The following is a 20,004-nucleotide window of genomic DNA, read 5'->3' as shown; positions in this document are numbered from 1 at the left end:
AACCGGCGCGCGCACCCATCGGTTGCGCTGGGTTAAGCTGGTTTTTTCTCCATCCCTGGAAACGCCTCATGCTTCACAAACAGCTTATCCGGCGCCTGGATCTGGTCACTCTGCAGTTGTTCGTGGCGGTCCATGAAGAAGGCACATTGACGCGTGCGGCGTTAAGGGAAGCCATCGCGGTTTCAGCTGCCAGTAAGCGGTTAGTGGAGCTTGAGGCTGTTTTGGGCATTCCCTTGTTTTCGCGCACGGCGAAGGGAATGACGCTGACAGCCGCGGGCGAAACCCTCCTGCATCATGCCCGTCGCATGCTGACAGAGGTCGAAAAGGTGGGCATCGAGGTTGGCGAGCATTTGCAGGGCCTGCGCGGCTACGTTCGCATGCTTGCCAACCTCTCGGCGATCATCCAGTTTTTACCGGAAGACCTGCACGATTTCGTCTTGAATCATTCACACGTGAAGGTTGATCTGGAAGAGCGACCCAGTGACGGCGTGGTCCAGGGCATCATCGACGGTGTGGCCGACGTGGGTATCTGCTCGATGGATAGCGATGCGCATGGGCTCTTGTCTGTGCCCTATCGCTGCGACCGGCTGATCGTTGCCATGCGCAATGATCATCCGCTGGCACACTGCGGTGAAGTCGCTTTCCTCGAGACATTGCCATACGACCAGATAGGCCTGCACGCTGCCAGCTCCATCAATAACCGTATCCATACAGCGGCCAAGGCCTTGGGCGAACCCCTGCGGCTGCGTATTCATGTCCCGGGGTTCGATGCCGTGTGCCGTATGGTTCAAGCCAACATGGGCATCGGTATTCTGCCGCTCAAGGCATTCGAGTTGTTTGGGCGAGGTCTGGGGCTGACGGCCGTACACCTCAGCGATGAATGGTCTGAGCGGACCCTGATGTTATTGGTGCGCGAGCGCGAGTCCTTGTCGCCGGTGAGCCGGTTATTATTTGACCATCTGCAGCAACCCCGGCCTTGAATCACTCGTTCGCGAAACGCGAACGCCCCTTTCCAAATCACCGTTGGATTGCACAAGCACCCGTCCTCTAGTCTTGGCTCAAATTCCAAGAAACAAGAGGACGTGCCATGACGGCTCTGAGCGGTATTCGCGTAATCGAAATCGGCACCCTTATCGCGGCCCCGTTTGCGGCTCGCATACTGGCGGAGTTTGGTGCCGAGGTGATCAAGATCGAAACGCTGGGGCAGGGAGATCCTCTTCGTAAATGGCGAAAGTTGCACGAAGGCACTTCTCTTTGGTGGTACCTGCAATCGCGCAACAAAAAATCCCTGGCCTTGAACCTCAAGTCGCCTGAAGGCATCGCCATCGTCAAGCAACTGGCGCAGAGCGCTGATGTGCTGATTGAAAACCTGCGGCCGGGTGCACTCGAGAAACTGGGTATTGGCTGGGATGTTCTTCACGCGCTGAACCCAAAGCTGACATTGGTGCGGATCTCGGGTTATGGCCAGTCGGGCCCTTATCGTGACCGCCCTGGTTTCGGCGCCATTGGCGAGGCGATGGGCGGTATCCGGTACACGACGGGGACGCCTGGCACGCCACCGGCACGCGTGGGAGTAAGCCTCGGAGACTCCCTGGCGTCCATGCATGCGGTCATCGGCGCACTGATGTCGCTCTTGCGGGTCAAGACGGGACAAGGTGAAGGGCAGGTTGTAGATGTATCGCTGGCAGAAAGCGTCTTCAACGTGATGGAAAGCCTCGTGCCGGAGTACGACATGCTTGGCCATGTGCGTGAGCGTAGCGGCGGCGCGCTACCGGGCATCGCGCCCTCCAATACCTACCCCACCTCCGATGGCGGTTACGTTGTGATTGCTGGCAACAGCGATCCTATTTTCAAACGTCTCATGGCTGCAATTGGCCGGGCGGACTTGGGGGAGGATCCTGCTTTTGCGCACAATGATGGTCGGGCCCTGCAATGCAACGTACTCGATGAAGCGATCAGCCACTGGAGCGCAAGGCATACGATCGATGTCGTCCTCGACACCCTGGAAAAGGCCGAAGTGCCTGCCGGGCGCATCTATTCCGTAGCCGATATCGTTGCCGACCCACACTATCTTGCCCGGGACATGATTCTGGATGCCGATCTGCCAGGCGGTGCCCGCGTCAAGATGCCAGGCATTGTTCCCAAAATGTCAGAAACACCAGGCAGCGTGAACTGGCAAGGGCCAGGCCTGGGGCAACATACCCAGGCGGTTCTGGCCGATCTGGGCCTGACTGAAGATGCCATTGCGCGCTTGAAAGACGAGGGCGTGGTGCAATGATTACCGACTATTCGCAGCGCCTCATCGTTCAAGAAGTCTCTCCTCGCGACGGTCTGCAAATTGAGCCTGTCTGGGTTGAAACAGCCGATAAGATCAACCTGATCAATCAGTTGTCGTCATGCGGTTTCAGCCGCATTGAAGCCGGGTCATTTGTGTCGCCCAAGGCCATTCCAGCCTTGCGCGACGGCGAAGAGGTCTTCCAGGGAATCCAGCGCCATGCCGGAGTGATTTACGTTGCGCTCATACCCAACCTGAAAGGTGCCCAGCGCGCGATACAGGCCAATGCGGACGAGCTGAATCTGGTGTTGTCGGCCAGCCAGAGTCACAACCAGGCCAATATGCGCATGACGCGAGAGCAATCGCTGACCGCCTTTGGTGAAGTGGTATCGCTGGTTCGCGGTAGCACCGTTCTTCTGAACGGCACTGTAGCCACAACATTCGGCTGCCCATTCGAAGGCCGCATCGAAGAAGACGTCGTCATGCGATTGGTCGACGCTTACCTGGAACTCGGTGTGCAGGGCGTTACGTTGGCGGATACAACCGGCATGGCAAATCCACGTCAGGTCTATGACCTGGTGCAGCGCATTCTGGATCGGGTACCGACGACAGCGCTTACGCTGCACTTTCACAACACCCGTGGCTTGGGCCTGAGCAATGTATTGGCGGCCTATGAAGCCGGGGCTCGACGTTTCGACGCGTCGCTCGGCGGCCTGGGCGGGTGCCCTTTTGCGCCGGGCGCATCCGGAAACATATGCACGGAAGACCTGGTAAATCTGTGCACCGAGATGGGAATCCCTACAGGCATCGACCTCCCGCATTTATTGGCCCTGTCGCGCACCTTGCCGCTATTGCTGGGGCATGACATGCCCGGGCAAGTTGTAAAAGCAGGACGAAACTGCGACCTGCATCCACGACCGTCGCACTGAATCCAGTGTTCTATCCGGCGATTTCTGTCGCCAACCAGACAACAAAAACAAAAGCGGCTCCTGAAGGGGCTCAGTTGGAGAACGACCATGTCTGTTTCTGTTTCTACTGCGGATGACGGCATCGCTGCCACATCAATCGATGAGAAAAAACTGATCTCGAAAGTGGCATGGCGCCTCATGCCATTGATCATGATCTGTTATCTCTTCGCATTTTTTGACCGCATCAATATCAGCTTCGCCAAATTTCAACTTCAGGCTGACCTGGGGTTAAGCAATACCGCCTATGGATTGGGGGCGGGCTTGTTTGTGGTGGGCTATGTGCTGTTCGAAGTCCCAAGCAACATGATGCTTTACAAAGTGGGCGCACGTCGCTGGATTGCCCGCATCATGATGTCGTGGGGGGTCGCGACGGCGTTGATGGTGTTCGTTACGGCAGACTGGCAGTTCTATGTCCTGCGCTTTCTCATCGGTGCAATGGAAGCCGGCTTTGCGCCTGGGGTGCTGTACTACCTGACGTTATGGTTCCCGCAGAATTACCGTGGTCGAATTACCTCAACGTTGTTTCTGGCCTCAGCGTTCGCGGGGCTGATAGGGGCACCCGTCTCTGGTTTAGTGCTGGGGCATATGGATGGCCTGCTCGAGATGCGGGGTTGGCACTGGCTATTTCTGCTGGGCGGTATTCCTTGTGTTGGCTTGGGCCTGGTCGTCTTTTTCACCCTGAAAGATCAGATTAAAGATGCTCATTGGCTCAGCCCGGATGAGCGAACCTACCTGGCCTCTCGCATTGCCAGCCATGAGCCTAACCAGCCACACGGCTCGTTACTGTCGGCCTTGAAGTTACCCGGCTTCGCGATGTTGGCGCTTATCTATTTCCTTATCCAGGTGGCGTCCTATGGGCTCAATTTCTGGGCGCCACAACTGATCCGAAGCGCAGGTACTGAAAGCCCGACGCTCATTGGCCTGCTGACCGCCGTACCCTATGTCTGCGGGGCCATAAGCATGCTTGTCATTGGGCGTTTGTCGGATGCAACAGGCGAGCGGCGCAAGTTTGTATGTGGGCTGGTCATTGTCGGTGCCATCGGATTTGTCAGTGCCGGCATCTTCGCCAATCACACAGTCTTTCTGATCGTCTCGCTGGCGCTCATGGGCACAGGCATCATCGCCTCGATACCGGCATTCTGGGCGCTGCCCCCCAAGCTGCTGGCGGGCGCGGGGGCAGGGGCTGCCGGCGGCATCGCGTTAATCAATACGATTGGACAAATGGGCGGCATTGTCAGCCCCGTCATGGTGGGGTTTATAAAAGACATCACGGGCAGCACAACGCCGGCGCTTTACCTTATTGGCTTTACCAGCCTGCTTGCCGCGGCACTTTTGATGTGGGGCCTGCCTGAACGCCTGAGGACACGCGATAAAAAATGACCTTCACGGCTGTCACGACTTCCGCCACTCGCGCCCCCCACCCTGCTGGCGAGTAGGCGCAAGCGCTGAAGCCATGTGCTGACCTGCATCGCCACTCATGGAGCACACGCTGTATCAGACAACACTGGCGCGATGCAGGCTGCTCCTGTGCCCGATGCCCGCCGCCGTCAGACGGCTCACCAGGTCCTCACGCGCCGCTCGTCCGCCTGAGCGCACGTATTCAAGCTCCGACGCGGTGATCAGTACCACCGGCACCAACCTGACCGGGGATAAGGGCATGTCATCAAGGCGCGTGGGGAAATCCGGTTCAGGCGCGCCCAGCAAGACGCCGATGGCGTCGTCATCGGTCACGAAATGTGCAGGCAGTTGATCACTCAGGTGGTGCGACTGGCTGAAGCCTGGAATTTCCAGCGATAGCACACCGTGCTGGTCAAGCTGGGAGGTGATGCCGCCAGCACCGGCCACGGTCCCGGCCACGTTCTCCACCAGTTCAAAGACCCAACTGCGCTTCAAGGGATCGACTTCGCCCACGGCGCCACGGGCATGTTCGGGGATATCGGCGGTTTCCACGAACAACTCCATCTCGAAACCATTGCCCATGCCTTCGGTATCGTCGAAGGGGTCTGACAAGCCGTCGGTGGCCATGATGACGCTATTGCCACGGCGAATCACGCGGTAGGCCTGGCGGGTCGAAGGCCAGTAAGGGCCACCCGAAAGGCTCGGGCTGATGAGGTAGGAAAGAACATCCTGCTCGACGCTGCCGACCGCGTTCCAGTGGCGGTCCAGACACGCGGCGCTGGCGTGGCGGGCGGCCTGGTTGGCCGCTTCAGCCTCATCCGCCGGATTGCCAGGCGTCACCGGCTCGTGGTGTTCGGGGGGTGGCGCTGTGGGCTGGGCGTCCTGCTGGCTGGAAGGGCTTTTGAATGAACCGAGAAGCTTCTTGAGGAAATTCACAGGCGTTCCTGGCTGAGTTGGCTATGGTCTGCGGGTCTGGGTTATGAAACGCAAAAGCCTGTTTTGTTCCTGAGCCACCCGTGGCTGACAGGCACGCCACGGCCGGCAGCCGCGGGCGATGACGGCCTCTGCACCTGTATTCGAATTTCCACAACCGGCAACGGTCTACCACTCGCCGCGCCCATCGCAGACAGGCGGCCTATCCAAAGCCCGGGCCCGGCCGATAAGGCGACAGCGAATTGCCGCTCACTACCTCGCCGTGAAGTACGACCATGAACACTCGATCCGATGCTGTAGATCTGCAGTCCCTGCTGGACTCGATCCAGGAATTCATCGTCGTCAAGGACGGTGAGGGGCGCTGGCTCTTTTGCAACGAGACGGCGCTCAAAGCCTATGGACTCGATGGCTTCGACTACATCGGCATCACCGATGGAGAGTTGATCATGGTCCGGCCGGTGTACGCCGACGGTTTTCGCTACAACATCGAAACCGACACATTGGCCTGGCAGAACGGGCACGCGACGATGGTCGAGAAATCGTTCATGGGCCTGGACGGGCGTATCAACACCTGGGAAGTGATCAAGACGCCGAGTTTCGACAGCGATGGCAAGCGCCACCGGCTGGTCATCGTCAGCCGCAATATCACCGAGCGCAAGCTGGCCGAAGAGGCGCTCAAGGTCAGCGAAAACCGCCTGCGGCACCTCGCCTTCGTGGATGCGCTGACCGGCATCCCCAACCGGCGCGGCATCATGGACATGATTTCGCAACGCCTGGCGGCGCTCAACGCATCCGCCCATCGCGATGCCGGCGCGGCGCTGCTGTATCTGGACCTGGACAATTTCAAGCGCATCAATGACCAGTTGGGCCACGCCGTGGGTGACGAGCTGCTGGTCGCGTTCGCCCGCCGGACACGGCATGCCTTGCGCGACGCGGACTTGTTCGGACGTATCGGCGGCGACGAATTCATCATCTTCCTGGCCTGTGCCAGACGCGATCAGGCCACGGATATTGCCCAGCGCCTTTGTGAAGCGTTGCAGCACCCCTGGGCCATCAAGGGCCTGCAGATCAAGACCTCGTCGTCCATCGGCGTGGCGTTTTATCCCGAAGCCGGGCAGGACGTGCACACCCTCAAGCGCCGGGCGGATGAAGCGCTGTACCAGGCCAAGGCGGCGGGGCGTGCGCAGGTCAATGTCTACAGGCCCGAAGGGCTCGCAGCACTGCGTTAAAGCGCATGAGTCAGGGCGGCGGTCGCTTGCCGAAGCGGTCCCGGTAGAGGGAAGGCGCGAGTCCGACGCCCTTGCGAAAGGCCACCCGAAAGCTCTCCACGGACGTAAAGCCGCAGCGCTGGGCCACTTGCTCGGTGTTCAGCCGCGTACTTTCCAGCAGTAAACGCGCCTGCGCCAGGCGCGCATGTTGCAGCCACCCTTTCGGGGTCATGCCGGTGGCCTCGCTGAAACGCCGCAGGAAGGTGCGCTCGCTCATCAGTGCCCTGGCCGCCAGTTGCGGGACCGTCAGCGGCTCGGCCAGGTGCTCGCGTGCCCAGTCCAGGATAGCCGCGAGGTCATGGCGCGGCGTCCGGGCCACCGGTGCCGGAATGAATTGTGCCTGGCCACCGGAACGCAGCGGGGCCATCACCAGGCGCCGGGCGACGCTGTTGGAGATATGTGCGCCAAAGTCGCGCTCGATCAGGTGCAGGCAGGCATCGATGCCGGCCGCACTCCCCGCCGACGTGATCAACTGGCCGCTGTCGACATACAGCACGGCCGCATCGACCTCGATCGCTGCAAAGCGCAGCGCCAGTTCATCGGCATGGCGCCAATGGGTCGTGGCGCGCTGGCCATCCAGCAGCCCGGTGGCCGCCAGCACAAAGGCCCCCGAGCAGATCGACAGCAACCGCGCTCCGCGGGCGTGTGCATGGCACAGCGCGTCCAGCAGCGCCTGGGGTGGCGCTTCATCGCGGTTTCGCCAGCCTGGAATGATGATCGTCTGCGCCTGGTCGAGCGCCTCGTAACCGGCGTCGGCGGTCACGGTAAAGCCACCGACCGCCCGCATCACGCCGGGATCAACGGCGACGATGCAGTGCCGGTACCAGGCAAAATCGAACTCCGGCCTTGGCAGCGCGAACATCTCGATGGCGATGCCGAACTCGAACGTACATAAACCATCGTAGGCCAGGATGGCCACCAGACCGGGGGCGTCGCTCATTGGCGGAAAACTACCAGTTGATGTCGAATCCGCCACTGTAGCGCAGTGCGCACCCTGCTTACAGTAGGGCCACCCCACCCCCAGCCAGGAATGCCCGCATGCCCAGCCTGATCAGCCAGACCCCCGCCGCCCCCGCCGCACAAGCCCTGGCGCATTTCAGTGACCGTCTACGCTTTGAAACCGATTGTTCCGATGTGCATTACAGCCAGCAGGCCGGCCAGGTCGACTATGTGCTGGTGGATGTGCGCAGCCCCGAGGCCTTTGCCGCCGGGCACGTGCCTGGCGCCATCAACCTGCCGACCCGCACCCTCACGCCTGAGCGCCTGGCGGTGTTTCCGGCCGACAGCCTGTTTGTCGTCTACTGCGCCGGCCCCCACTGCAATGGCGTGCACCGGGCCGCTGCACGCCTGGCGCACCTCGGCTATGCGGTCAAGGAGATGATCGGCGGCGTGACCGGCTGGCTCGATGAGGGCCTGGCCCTGACGAGCGAGACCGGTGCCCAGGCCGCTTCGCACACCGCGATCGCTTGCGCCTGTTGAACACTGCGCAGCGCCCGTTGCCGGGCGCTGGCTGACCGGCTACAAGGCTCAGAACTGGTAACTGAGGGTCGCACTCACGTTGCGCTCTTCGCCCACGTAGCAGTAGCTCAGGCTGGCGCACGAGGCCACGTAGGATTCGTTCGTGAGGTTGTTGGCGTTGACCCGTACGTCCACGCCCTTGAGCCCCACCTTGCCCAGGTCGTAACCGACCGAGGCGTCATACAGCGTGTAGGACGGCACTTTCAGGGTGTTCTCGGCATCGGCCCAGCTGGACCCTACGTAGCGCACCCCCGCACCCAGGCGCAGGCCGTCGAGCGCGCCGCTGTTGAACGCGTAATCCCCCCAGAGCGAGGCCATGTGCCTGGGTGCCTGGGTCGGCGAATGGCCTTTGTTCTCGATGATATTGCCGGGGGTGCTGAGGGTGCTGGGCATGGACTTCGAATACTCGATGTCGGTCAGGGTGTAGCTGCCCAGAAGCTTGAAGTTATCGTTCAACTGCAGGTGCGCTTCAAGTTCCAGCCCTTGCGAACGCACAGCACCAATGGGGCGGTAGAAGTTTTCCTGGGGCAGCTTGGACGCCAGGTTTTCCTGGTCGATACGAAACACCGAGGCAGTGAACAGGTCGTCCGTGCCGGGCGGCTGGTATTTGAGGCCGGCTTCCCACTGCTTGCCGTCCGTAGGCGCCAGCGGATTGCCCGCGCTGTCGGAATACGAGTTCGGATTGAAGGACTCCGAATAGCTCAGGTAAGGCGCAAGGCCGTTATCGAACAGGTACAGCACACCGGCGCGGCCGGTGGTCTTGGTGCGTTTGTCCTGGCGTTCGGTACCTTCGGGTCTGCCGGCCTCGGCCAGGCGGTTTTCATCCGAGGTCTCGACCCAGTCGTGGCGCACACCCAGCGAGAAGCGCCACTGGTTCCACTCGATCAGGTCCTGAGCATAGACGCCTGTCTGCTCCAGGCGGCGCAGGTAACGGGTGGGGTCGTAGTAACTGATCGCCGCACTGCCATACACCGGGTCGAAGCCGTTCAATGGGGTCACTGCACCGCTGGTCCAGTCCACGACGGTCTTGCGCCGCTGATAGTCCGCGCCGAACAGCAACGTATGCCTGGCCGTGCCGGTGAAGAAGTCGGCCTGCAGCATGTTGTCGATAATGAACGCATGCAGACGCTCATCGCCGTAGGAGTAATAACGGTTCAACTCATTACTGGTGGGCGTCGTCCAGCCATAGCCGTAGACCTGATCAAGCTCGACGCTCGATTCCTGATAGCGGAAATTCTGCCGGGCCGTGAAGACATCGTTGAAGCGATGTTCGAATTGATAACTGAAAGCCTGCTGGTCACGACTGAAACTGTCGACACCGGGCTCGCCATCGAAAAAGTGCTCGGAAATACGCCGGCCGTTGCGCTTGTGCAGGCTGCCATCCGCTGGCACGCCGCTGTGATAGCCGCCTTCGGGGTCGCGCTGCAGATAAGCCTGCAACGTCAGCGATGTGTCTTCGGTAAAGTCGATGCTGACGGTCGGCGCCAGCGCGTAGCGTTTTTCTTCGACATGATCGAACTGCGTGTCGGACCGGTCGACCAGGCCGGTCAGGCGATAAGCCACGCGCTTGTCGTCATCGACCGGCCCGCTGAAATCGAAGCCCAGGCCGCGCTGGCCCTGGGTGCCGACGGTGGCCTGGATCTGGTGATAGGGCGTGAACAGCGGTTTCTTGCTGGTCAACGCCACCAGGCCGCCGGGCGAGCTGCGCCCGTAAAGGACTGACGAGGGGCCTTTGAGGATATCGACCCGCTCAAGAAAGTAGGGGTCCACCTGCATCGTGCTGTAGGTGCCGCTGTCGCCCATGGACTTGAGGCCATCGAGATAAATGTTATCCACAGAGCCGTCGTTGAAACCGCGCAAGGCCACATAGTCGTAACGGTGGGTGGCGCCATAGGGGTTGGTCAGCACGCCCGGGGTATAGCGCATGGCCTGGGCGACGGTCTGGGCGCCTTGATCGTCCATTTGCTGGCGCGTCACCACGGACACCGACTGGGAGGTTTCCAGCACGGCGGTGCTGGTCTTGGTCGCGATCTGGCTATGGGTGGCGTTGTAGCCTTCGACGCTGCCCAGTGCATTGCCCAGTGCAAAGCCGCGGATGTCCGTCGTCGGCAAGGCCAGGGCCTCGCTTTGCACACGGGTGAGCACGTAACTGTTGCCATCCGGCGAGACCGCCTGCAACGCGCTGGTGCCCAGCAGGATTGCCAGGGCCTGCTCGACTGAATAGCTGCCCTGCAACCCCGGCGACTGCAGGCCGGCCGTCTGCGCCGGGGTGGCGGACAAGGTGATGCCTGCTTGTCGTGCAAATTGATTCAACGCCTCGCCCAGCGGCGCCGGCGCGATCGAGTAACTGCGCGCGCTGGCAGTTACCGCCGATGGATCCTGGGCCTGGACCTGTACAGGCATGAAAGCCACGCCCAGGGCAGTCGTCAGCGTGGCGAGGCGAATCGGGGTAGACATCAATTGCCGGATCATTGGAGGTTCCGTGAGGCGGTTGATCAAGAAGGTGGTCTCTCCTAGCCGGCCGAACCTGGAAAACCCGCCAAAAAACAGGATCAGGCCTGGCACCTATTGCAGCAACAGCACAGGCCTGATGACACCTCTGAATGCCAGACCTGACACCAATGACCCTACTGGCCTCATCGTCGGATCGCCGCCCGCTGCAAGCCGCCTCCCACCGGATTGATGTCGTCCAGAATATCGGGCCTGGCACCGGGACTGTGGGAGGCAGCTCTGCTGGCGATGGCTATGTGTCAGGCGCAGCGATGACTGTGTGACAGGCGCAGCCGGTGTGTTGGGCTTGCTGGCCTCATCGCCTGCAGAGCAGCCTCCCACAGGATTGATGTTGCCCATGATCTCGGGCCTGGCACCAGACTGTGGGAGGCGGCTTGCCGGCGATGGCGATGGGACAGGCGCAGCAGGTGTATGGGCCTTGCTGGTCTCGTCGCCGGACCGCCCGGGGCAGCGCGTCCTCCAAATCACACCTGGCCTCTCAGCGTCACCCACCAGGGCGTGCGGTAGTTCACCTGCACCGGCAGCGTTTGCGCCAGTACCGCCAGCAGTCTGTCCGTGTCTTCGAGGCGAAAGACCCCGGACAACCGCAAATCGGCGATGTCGTCCGTGCAACCCAGGAAGCCTCGCCGGTAGCGCCCCACCTCCGCCAGAAACGTCCTGAGGCGCATGTCGCGCGTCACGATCAATCTCTCCAGCCAGGCCTCGGCGTCCATTTCCGGCTGCGGCACCAGGGTCGCCCGGGTGGCGCTGACCACATACTGTTGGTCGGCGCGAACCTCGACCGGGCTGGCACCGGGCAACCGGATCAGCACCTGGCCTGTGCTGACACTGAGCCGGGTCATGTCGTCATCCTGGCGCACGACAAAACCGCCGCCCAGGGTTTCAAACAGCGCGTGGCGGCTGCGCACCTGCAGCGGCCGCTGCCCGGCAGGCGGCGAAGGCGTGGTCACCAGCATCTCGCCGCGTACAAGGCGGATCAGCGTCTGCCCGGCGCTGAAATCCTGATCCACCGCGCTGTCGGTATTGAGCCGCAACTGCGTACCATCGGCCAGTTGAAAGCGGCCCAGTTGCCCGAACCCGGTGGCGTAATCGGCGCGCCACTGCTGCACCGGTCCCAGGTCGCGAGCGAGCCACGCCCCGGCCCCGAGCACCGCCGTACCGGACAACAGCGTCAAGGCGCGTCGGCGACTGAGCCGTTGTGTGCCCTGCTCCAGCGCCTCGAAGGCCGCCGTCGAAACAGGCAGCGCCTTGAACTGGGTGCTCAGTTCGCTGTTGAGCGCCTGGATGCGCTGCCATGCACACTCATGCTCGGGGTTCTGCGCGCGCCAGCGTGCGCACTGCTCATGCACAGAGGCATCGGACGAATGCGCTTGCAAACGCAATGACCACTCGATGGCCTGCCTGACGATCTGCCGGGAAGGCTGATCCGGGGAGCAAACCGGGTTCAAGCGCCGTATCGCAACTGGTAACAGTGATAAAGCCCATCGGCGACGTAACGCTCTACGGAGCGCAGCGAAATGCCCATCTGCGCGGCGATCTGCTGATGAGGCATGCCTTCGCACTGAGCCAATAGAAACGCGCGCCTGACCCTGGGTTTCAAGCCATCGAGCATGCGCGCAATGCGTTCGAGCAGTTCGAACACCAGTTCGCGTGACTCCGGAGACGGCGACTCAAGCTCCGGGCGCAGCGCCAGGGCTTCCAGATACGCGCGCTCGATTTCCTCACGGCGCCAATGGTCGATCACCAAGCCCTTGGCGACCGTTCGCAGAAAGGCCCGCGGGGCTTTCAATTCCAGCCGTTCGTGCCGGCTGAGCAGGCGCATGAAGGTGTCTTGCACCAGGTCCGCCGCGTCGGCGGCATTGCCCAACCGGCTGCGTAGCCAGGCGTGCAGCCAGCGGTGATGATCGATGTAGAGCGTTTGCAGGCCCTGATGATGAGAAGACATGAGGCGCGCCCCGGCGGTACGCAAATGATAATAAGTCGCATTGTGTTCAAGCGATGGATCAATTGCAACCGGGGCGTGTGACTAATCCGGTGGTCATGGACGGTCAAGGACGTTTATCTTGGGAAGGTCATGAAGCCTGCGACACGCCAGGTGCAGGGTTTACCTGAAAAGAAAAGCCGCCCTGATTTTCACACCCGAAACACTGTCTGATCACGCCACTGACCGGCACCTCAAGGATTTGCCAATGGACCCCTACGATATAGCGCGCTACGACAAGGTCCATCTCTGGATCGGCACAAACCTGGCCCCTGAACCGGAGTACCAGCGTTACTTTGAACTGGACTACAGCGCCGAACTGGATGAGCCGGCCTACCGGGTGTGTGGGTTCTGCAAGGACATCGGCATAAGGTGGTACGACGAAGATTTCATCGGCATCGTGCCCCGAGCTGAAACGTTGATGACGCTGGACGACCTGCTCCGGCAGGCGCCTGTCGACTCCCGCGAGCAGGATCGTGTCAAAGCGAAATGTACGGAGCTGGGCATCGACAAGGCCAACGCCCTGTTCTGGTATTGCGATGGCGCCACCGTTATCTCGCGCCCCCTCAAGACCCGCTATAACGGCCTGGCTTATATCGGTCTGTTTGAAGGTAACTAGATCTCGTACCCCCATGAGCCCGACAGGAAAACATCATGTTGCCCTACTTGATCGAGTCTGCACCCAGCCTGTCAGCGGCGGATATCAACCGTTTTGAGCAGGCCCTCGATGTTGGTTTTCCACAGGCCTTCCGTGACTTCTATCTGGCCACCAATGGCGGCTATATCGACGACGCCCTGAACGGCAACGACCTGTTGCTGGCCGGTTTCGTACCCATCAAGCATGGACGGGTGCCGATGGAGCAGGCCTACAGAGAACTTGTGGAAGACGCCCCGGCGCTGGCCGGAAAAATGCCTTTTGCCTTTGACGAAGGCGGCAATTATTTCCTGTTATCGCTGGACGGTCCTGATCACGGCAAGATCGGCTTATGGATCATGGACACCGAGCACTACCATGAGGTCGCCCATGACTTCTCAGCGTTTCTCGACCGGCTCGCGGGGTGATTCGACCTCCACAGCGCACAAATTCAGCCGTGCAGCGTCACAAAAACGAGGCGCTGGCAGCAAGCCGGCAAACGTTGATCCGAATGCCATCATTTTGCTCTAGCCACCCGGCCTTGCCTGTGTAAAATGCGGCCTTGGGTGTCACCGCATGATGCGGCAGGGCAGGTTAAATTCAGCACGGGTCGGGCCGCTTGTGCGGAGCCCTCGTGCCTATGAGTCTGGACCCTGTACGCCTCGACAAAACCTCAAGCACCACCCCCTCGCCTTCTGCCATGGCTTTTCTTTCACGGTTTTTCGCAGCCGAGTCGGCTGGCGGCCTGATTCTGATGGCGGCCGCCCTGGCGGCGCTGATCGTGGCCAACTCGCCGTTATCGGCTGCCTACTTCTCGACCCTGCATACCTACGTGGCGGGGCTGTCGATCTCGCACTGGATCAATGACGGCCTGATGGCAATCTTTTTCCTGTTGGTGGGCCTGGAGATCAAGCGTGAAATGCTGGTCGGCCAACTGGCCAGCTGGGGCGACCGGGCCCTGCCGGGCCTGGCGGCGCTGGGCGGCATGATCATGCCGGCGCTGATCTACATCGCCGTCAACTGGGGCAATGCACAAACGCTGGGCGGCTGGGCCATTCCGGCAGCCACCGACATCGCCTTTGCGCTGGGCGTGCTGTCGCTGCTGGGCAAGCGCGTGCCTGTGTCGTTGAAGGTCTTTCTGTCGGCCCTGGCCATTCTCGATGACCTGGGCGCGGTCATCATCATTGCCCTGTTCTACACCAGCGACTTGTCGATCAACATGCTGCTGGCCTCGCTGGGCGTGATCGTGGCCCTGGTGGCGCTGAACCGCTTTGGCGTCAAAAGCCTGATTCCCTACCTGCTGGCCGGTGCGCTGCTGTGGTTCCTGATGCTGCAATCGGGCATCCATGCCACGCTGGCCGGTGTGATCCTGGCCCTGTGCATTCCGATGGGCAACCCGGAAAACGAGCGTCAGTCGCCGCTGCTCAAGATGGAAGGCAAGCTGCATCCCTGGGTCGCGTTTGCCATCGTGCCGATCTTCGGTTTTGCCAACGCCGGCGTCTCACTGGCAGGCATCACGCCTGACAATCTGGTCGACCCGGTACCGCTGGGCGTCGCGCTGGGGCTGGTGCTGGGCAAACAGCTGGGCGTATTCGGCTTTTCGGCGCTGGCCATCCGCATCGGCATGGCCAGGCTGCCTGAAGGCGCCAACTGGAGCCAGTTGTATGGCGTGGCGCTGTTGTGCGGCATCGGCTTTACCATGAGCCTGTTCATCGGTGCCCTGGCCTTCGTGAACTCGGCGCACTTGGTCGATGAAGTGAAAGTCGGCGTGCTGCTGGGCTCTGTGATTTCGGCCATTCTCGGCGTGCTGGTTCTGCTCAAGGCCGCCCGTCAGAAATAACCAGGCTGATCGGCCCGCCCGATCCGTTCAAGGTGCGACCCGCCCAGGGTCGCACTGTCTTTTGCCCAATGCCGACCTCTATAACGCAGCGCCTCTACACCGCTGCGCACTCAATCAAACGTTTCAATAAACCTTTATTGATCAATCCAGAGTGTCAATGAGGCGTATATCATGACGCTTGCATAAAACTGATATGAATCAATAGTTTGTTTTTCACGGCTTCATAGTATTGCAACACGCTGCGATCACGATACCGAACGGTCGCCCCTGCCCGCGCCCCACAACGCTCGGCGGCAAGCGCAGCAAGCCCTGACACGGCAACCGCCAACGATCGGAAAACCCTTTAAAAGTTCATCGCCGGGTTCCGAACGGTTTGATGGCATAGTACTATCGCATTAATACTTTTGTTCATTGCGGTTTTCGATATGTGTGCTACGCGCAGCAGCCAAACTCGTGGTTTTACCCTTGTCGAATTGCTGGTCACCATTGCGATTGTCGGTATCCTGGCCGGGATCGCCTTCCCCTCCTACGAAAGCTACGTGACCAAGAGCAAGCTCAAGGGCGCGCAGTCCGACCTGGTCGCGCTGAGCCTGGTCATGGAAAACTTCTACCAGAAGCAACTGAAGTACCCGACCACGACCACCACGACCACCGCCGAAACCCGCTGCGTGGCCGCCACCGGCACCACCACCTGCACCGCTGCCGGCTGGCAACCCAGCCAGGGCGATTCGTTCGTGTACAAGATCGTGACCGCGAGTGCCACCACCTACAAGGTCGAGGCACTGGGCACCAGCGGCAAGGTCAATGGCTGCAGCATCACGCTGACCCAGGACAACGTGCGGGCGCTGGGCAGTTGCACCGGCTACGGATCGAGCTGGCTGTGATGAAGCGCAACCGTGGTTTTACCCTGATCGAACTGATGATCACCCTTGCCATCTTCAGCTTCCTGGTGACGATGGGCGCGCAACTGACCGCGTCGTGGGTCGACAGCGCCCAGCAACGTGACGCCGCCGGCCTGCTCAAGCAAGGCATCAGCCGCGCCAAGGCCACGGCCCTGCGCAATCCGGGCGGCGCGCTGAACAGCTGGCCGGCGGCAGCACTGTGCCGTTCAGGGCAGGTGCTCAAGCTGTACAGCGTGGCGGACCAGGCCAGTATCAACTGCGCCTCGACCAGCAATATCCTGTGGCAGACCACCCTGCCCGGCGCAGCCACGTTTCAGGCAGGCGGTACGGACATCTCTTGCGTTGCCTTCAATAGCCGGGGCCTGCCAGTGAACGGCAGCGCCTCCTGTACCACGAGCACTATCAGTGTGACGGTCGGCAGTGAGAGCGCAGTCGATGTCGAGATCATTTAAGCCAGGCCCACGGCGTCAACGTGGCGATATCCTCCTTGAGTCCCTGATCGGCATCGTGCTGATGTCGATCATCGGCCTGGGCATGACCTACGCCTCGTCGCGCGCGGCGGTCAGCCAGCGCGACATGAAGGTGCAGAACCTGGCGGTCAGCCAGATGCGTGATCTGATTGCGCGGTATGGCAAGACGTTGTGCACCACCGATGCGGCCCAGGCCAAAATCCTCCTGCCCATGCAAACCACCGCCATCACCCTGGAAGCCAGCTGCACCGATGCCGCCAGCGTCACCATTGGTGGCGTAGCGATCAGCGCCCCGACCAGCACGCTGGGCAAAGTGGTGCTGACCACCCGCAGCAGCGACAGCGGCCTGTTCGGCGGAGTGATCCGGGTCGGTGACGAAACGTGAAACGCGCCCAGCGCGGCTTTAACCTGATCAGCTTGATGGTAGGCATGACCCTGTCGCTGATCAGCGTGCTGGCCATGCTGTCGCTGTACAGGAACATGGTGGGTATTTCGGTGCAGTCGATTCAGGACGCTCGCCAGGACGGGCAGATTGCGGCCGCCCTGTTGACGGCTCAGCAGGAGCTGCGCAATGCCGGCTTCTGGATCACCGATACGCCCGATACCGCGATCAAGCTCCTGTACGGCGCGGCACTGACCAACGGCACGCTCTCACGCACCGGCGAGCGGGCCTGGCCGTATACCACCGAGGTCAGCGGCAATGCGCTGATCTGGATCTACAAGACCGGCAGCACGGCCACAGCCACCTGTGCCGGATTGCTGGTACAGGCCGGCAAGCTGATGCGTCTGCAAGGTGCCAGCAGCTGCACGGCGCTGTCGCAGTGGAACAGCACGACCTGGACCACGACGACGCTGATCGAAAGCAATCAGCCTGCCGACTTTTTCAAAGCGATCCAGATTGCCTGCTGGCCTTTCGGCAAGGCAGTGACGCCCTTCAGTACCGTGCCGGTCAAAGTGACCATGACGGCAGCGACCAGTGTGCCGGACTCGACCAATACGTCGTCCACGCCCTCGTATGTGAAAAGCACCAGCGAAACCTGTCTGACCAACCTGGCCCCGAAGACCTAGCAGGATTTCACCATGCTCGACGCCCGCCTGCTCAGTCCCTTAGCCTCGCGCACCCGCCAGCGCGGCATGGCCACGACCCTGCTCATGATGCTGACCGGCGTAGCCTTGACGGCGACGACCATGGGCATGATGTATGGCATCCGCAGCGCACAGGAACAGCAGATGGCCAGTCATGCCAGCGTGCCGGCCGAGTCGCGGGCATGGGAGGGAGTGGAGCTGGTGCGCCAATATCTGCAAAACGTGAGCGAATCCAGTATTACGGTCGGAGCATTGAGCATCAGTGGCTCGGGTATCAGCGCCAAAGTCATTGCCAAGGAAACCGTCAGCGGCACCACGCAAGTGACCGTCAACATCACCGGCAGCAGCACCCTGGCCACCTCGACCCTGCAAGCGGTCTACACCCTGGGCAGCGCCGCCACCCTCACGCCAACGACCCTGAATCCCGCTCTGAGTTTCAGCGGCAATCTCGACTACACCGGTGGCTCGCTGGCTATTGTCAGCGGCTCGAACCTTGCCTATATCGCGGTGGCCGGCATCCTGAAAATCTCCAACGGTGCACGGGCAAGTGTATCTGGCTGCGCCAAGGGGGGCATTGACCTGTCTGGCGGCGGCATTGCGGATAACGCCATTCTTCGCACTGAAGGCACCTTCAAGATGGGCCCCAGCTCGGCACCCAACAACCTGACCGTCGGCGCCAAGGCGGTGGAAATTTCCCAGGGTGGCGGCAGCTATGCCTCGATCAAGGCCGGTGCCTTTACCGCCAACGTGCTGTCGGGCGGCAGCAAGATCGGCACGGCGCTGATCGGCGGGGTGCTCAATACCGATACGGCCAAAACCATCACGCCGGTCGCCGAAGGCACCGCGCTGCTCACCTTGACCGATGGCACGGTCTACACCCTGGACCTGACCAAGGTCACCGTCAGCAATAACGTGATCACTACCACGGTTACCGGGGCTGCCAAGCGCATTTCCGGCACCGGTACCCTGCCGGACACGATCAGCACGACCTTCAGCGCGGTGTACGGCGGCGATGTGACATTCAGTAACGCGACGGTCACCACCTTCTGGGCCAACAACATTACCTTCGGCGGCTGGAACGCGACCTACTCGCTGCTCAAGGCGCATGGCAATGTCTCGATCCTGACCGCCAACATCGGCCAGTTCCAGGGCGGCGGCAATCTTTCGGTAACGCAGTGGAACACGCCGACCTTCAGCAGCGCCAGCCGCATCAGTGGTGTGTTGCTCAATAACAGCGGTGGCGTTTATACCGGCAATGCCATCAATAACCTGACCTTTGGTGTACCCAACGCATCACCCGGCCTTCCCGGTGTGCCTTACTGCGACGTAACCGTGAGCCCGGTGAATGTCACCAGCCTGCAAGACCAGGCCAACTATGTGTTCTATTTCAGTGGCAACACGCCGATGCTGCGGATCCAGAACGTCAAGAAGGCCAACGGCACTGCCGTGCCGCCTGGACCGTATAACCTGAAAAATACGGACATGAGGCTACTCGACGGACTCCCGTTCATGAGCTGCAACTATGGCAACAACAGTTGCGGCGCCAGTGCCACGCCCAGTACGGGCTGGGTGCTAAACGGGATCAATGCCTTTCCGCGTGGCGTCCTCTGGTTTGAAGGCAATATGAGCATCGACGGCTCGCCACTCTCTCGACTCACCAATACAATCCTGAGTACTGGCAATGTAACGCTGACCAGTAACGGCCACCCGCCGCTGTACGCGCCTAACTTCTCCGGTGCCAGCGAGACCTGTGGCGGTGCGTTCTACCCGGGCAACCTGTGCAAAAGCACCACGGCACTGGCCACCTGGACAGACTCCAGCGGTGCACTGCGCACCGGCCTGCCGATCGGTAATATTGGCATCATGGCCGACGGCGGACTCTCCAGCAGCGGCTGGGAGATCAACGGCAACACAATACTGGGCGGCCAGGTCAGTACATCGGGTGCGACCACGACAATCAGGGGCAGCCTGTCGACCGGCAACAACGGATTCAGCAACACAACTATCAGCGCAGGCGGTATCGTGGTTGATGTGTCGGGAGTGACCCGCGATCAGGGTGTTGTCGGAACGACTACGCCAACCTCTGGCAGCAGCACCAGCACCGGCTCATCCACCACCAAGGTCAGCTGGGTCCGCGCCCTCTGATCTGCGCGCTTGGGTTTTTCCGCACTCTGCGTTTCAATACCCGCCCCACCCCACCGCCGCCCAAGGACAGCCCTC

Annotated in this window: 19 protein-coding genes; 14 read left to right on the top strand and 5 right to left on the bottom strand. The window is 61.2% G+C overall.

The window, feature by feature from the left end; all coding sequences use genetic code 11:
• The first annotated feature begins 68 nt into the window (after nucleotides 1-68).
• From ASF84_RS27900 to ASF84_RS27885, 4 genes are all read left to right on the top strand, one after another.
• Nucleotides 69-980 (top strand): LysR substrate-binding domain-containing protein, encoded by a 912-nt coding sequence (locus ASF84_RS27900; RefSeq protein WP_056842139.1) that lies wholly within the window; start codon nucleotides 69-71, stop codon nucleotides 978-980.
• 107 nt (nucleotides 981-1,087) lie between these two features.
• Nucleotides 1,088-2,278 carry a CaiB/BaiF CoA transferase family protein gene (locus ASF84_RS27895; protein ID WP_056842138.1) on the top strand — a complete coding sequence of 397 codons (1,191 nt, stop codon included), beginning with the start codon at nucleotides 1,088-1,090 and terminating at the stop codon, nucleotides 2,276-2,278.
• The gene (locus ASF84_RS27890; protein ID WP_056842137.1) at nucleotides 2,275-3,204 is read left to right on the top strand and encodes a hydroxymethylglutaryl-CoA lyase; all 930 of its coding nucleotides are present in this window, start codon (nucleotides 2,275-2,277) and stop codon (nucleotides 3,202-3,204) included. The genes ASF84_RS27895 and ASF84_RS27890 overlap by 4 nt, the downstream gene beginning before the upstream one ends.
• Nucleotides 3,205-3,291: 87 nt before the next feature.
• Nucleotides 3,292-4,623, top strand: a complete 1,332-nt coding sequence (locus ASF84_RS27885) for an MFS transporter (protein ID WP_056842136.1) — start codon at nucleotides 3,292-3,294, stop codon at nucleotides 4,621-4,623.
• Nucleotides 4,624-4,737: 114 nt separating this feature from the next.
• Here the strand turns inward: ASF84_RS27885 and ASF84_RS27880 are convergent, their stop codons facing one another.
• On the bottom strand, nucleotides 4,738-5,577 hold the full coding sequence (locus tag ASF84_RS27880) for a suppressor of fused domain protein (RefSeq protein WP_056842135.1): 840 nt from the start codon (nucleotides 5,575-5,577) through the stop codon (nucleotides 4,738-4,740).
• A gap of 272 nt (nucleotides 5,578-5,849) precedes the next feature.
• On the opposite strand from ASF84_RS27880, the gene ASF84_RS27875 reads away from it, so the two are divergent.
• On the top strand, nucleotides 5,850-6,803 hold the full coding sequence (locus ASF84_RS27875) for a GGDEF domain-containing protein (protein ID WP_056842134.1): 954 nt from the start codon (nucleotides 5,850-5,852) through the stop codon (nucleotides 6,801-6,803).
• Between the two features lie 10 nt (nucleotides 6,804-6,813).
• On the opposite strand, the gene ftrA is transcribed toward ASF84_RS27875, so the two are convergent.
• Nucleotides 6,814-7,782 (bottom strand): transcriptional regulator FtrA, encoded by a 969-nt coding sequence (ftrA, locus tag ASF84_RS27870; protein WP_056842133.1) that lies wholly within the window; start codon nucleotides 7,780-7,782, stop codon nucleotides 6,814-6,816.
• Nucleotides 7,783-7,880: 98 nt separating this feature from the next.
• Between ftrA and ASF84_RS27865 the strand changes: the two genes are divergently transcribed.
• Complete coding sequence (locus tag ASF84_RS27865; RefSeq protein ID WP_056842132.1) at nucleotides 7,881-8,321, top strand: rhodanese-like domain-containing protein; 441 nt, start codon at nucleotides 7,881-7,883, stop codon at nucleotides 8,319-8,321.
• 48 nt (nucleotides 8,322-8,369) lie between these two features.
• On the opposite strand, the gene ASF84_RS27860 is transcribed toward ASF84_RS27865, so the two are convergent.
• From ASF84_RS27860 to ASF84_RS27850, 3 genes are all read right to left on the bottom strand, one after another.
• Nucleotides 8,370-10,817: a TonB-dependent siderophore receptor gene (locus ASF84_RS27860; protein WP_236709489.1), complete on the bottom strand. Its 2,448-nt coding sequence runs from the start codon at nucleotides 10,815-10,817 to the stop codon at nucleotides 8,370-8,372.
• Nucleotides 10,818-11,335: 518 nt separating this feature from the next.
• Nucleotides 11,336-12,319, bottom strand: a complete 984-nt coding sequence (locus tag ASF84_RS27855; RefSeq protein WP_236709488.1) for a FecR family protein — start codon at nucleotides 12,317-12,319, stop codon at nucleotides 11,336-11,338.
• Entirely contained in the window at nucleotides 12,316-12,816 is a 501-nt protein-coding gene (locus ASF84_RS27850; RefSeq protein ID WP_056842201.1) for a sigma-70 family RNA polymerase sigma factor, read from the bottom strand. The genes ASF84_RS27855 and ASF84_RS27850 overlap by 4 nt, the downstream gene beginning before the upstream one ends.
• A gap of 244 nt (nucleotides 12,817-13,060) precedes the next feature.
• On the opposite strand from ASF84_RS27850, the gene ASF84_RS27845 reads away from it, so the two are divergent.
• From ASF84_RS27845 to ASF84_RS27810, 8 genes are all read left to right on the top strand, one after another.
• Nucleotides 13,061-13,471: an immunity 22 family protein gene (locus tag ASF84_RS27845; RefSeq protein ID WP_056842130.1), complete on the top strand. Its 411-nt coding sequence runs from the start codon at nucleotides 13,061-13,063 to the stop codon at nucleotides 13,469-13,471.
• Between the two features lie 35 nt (nucleotides 13,472-13,506).
• On the top strand, nucleotides 13,507-13,914 hold the full coding sequence (locus ASF84_RS27840) for an SMI1/KNR4 family protein (RefSeq protein ID WP_056842129.1): 408 nt from the start codon (nucleotides 13,507-13,509) through the stop codon (nucleotides 13,912-13,914).
• Nucleotides 13,915-14,126: 212 nt separating this feature from the next.
• Nucleotides 14,127-15,326: a Na+/H+ antiporter NhaA gene (nhaA, locus tag ASF84_RS27835; RefSeq protein ID WP_056842128.1), complete on the top strand. Its 1,200-nt coding sequence runs from the start codon at nucleotides 14,127-14,129 to the stop codon at nucleotides 15,324-15,326.
• A 425-nt stretch (nucleotides 15,327-15,751) separates the two neighbouring features.
• A complete protein-coding gene (locus ASF84_RS27830; protein WP_056842127.1) occupies nucleotides 15,752-16,210 on the top strand; it encodes a type IV pilin protein in 459 nt (152 codons plus the stop codon).
• The gene (locus ASF84_RS27825) at nucleotides 16,210-16,680 is read left to right on the top strand and encodes a pilus assembly FimT family protein (RefSeq protein ID WP_056842126.1); all 471 of its coding nucleotides are present in this window, start codon (nucleotides 16,210-16,212) and stop codon (nucleotides 16,678-16,680) included. The genes ASF84_RS27830 and ASF84_RS27825 overlap by 1 nt, the downstream gene beginning before the upstream one ends.
• On the top strand, nucleotides 16,664-17,083 hold the full coding sequence (locus ASF84_RS27820; RefSeq protein WP_056842125.1) for a type IV pilus modification PilV family protein: 420 nt from the start codon (nucleotides 16,664-16,666) through the stop codon (nucleotides 17,081-17,083). Before ASF84_RS27825 ends, ASF84_RS27820 begins: the two co-directional genes overlap by 17 nt.
• Nucleotides 17,080-17,766, top strand: a complete 687-nt coding sequence (locus ASF84_RS27815; protein ID WP_056842124.1) for a PilW family protein — start codon at nucleotides 17,080-17,082, stop codon at nucleotides 17,764-17,766. The genes ASF84_RS27820 and ASF84_RS27815 overlap by 4 nt, the downstream gene beginning before the upstream one ends.
• A gap of 12 nt (nucleotides 17,767-17,778) precedes the next feature.
• The gene (locus tag ASF84_RS27810; RefSeq protein ID WP_056842123.1) at nucleotides 17,779-19,929 is read left to right on the top strand and encodes a hypothetical protein; all 2,151 of its coding nucleotides are present in this window, start codon (nucleotides 17,779-17,781) and stop codon (nucleotides 19,927-19,929) included.
• Nucleotides 19,930-20,004: the final 75 nt, after the last annotated feature.

The organism is Pseudomonas sp. Leaf127, from assembly GCF_001423155.1.
In the GTDB taxonomy this organism is placed as follows: Bacteria; Pseudomonadota; Gammaproteobacteria; order Pseudomonadales; family Pseudomonadaceae; genus Aquipseudomonas; species Aquipseudomonas ovata.
The sequence above is the reverse complement of the archived record's forward strand: the minus strand, read 5'-3'. Positions and strand labels throughout refer to the sequence as shown.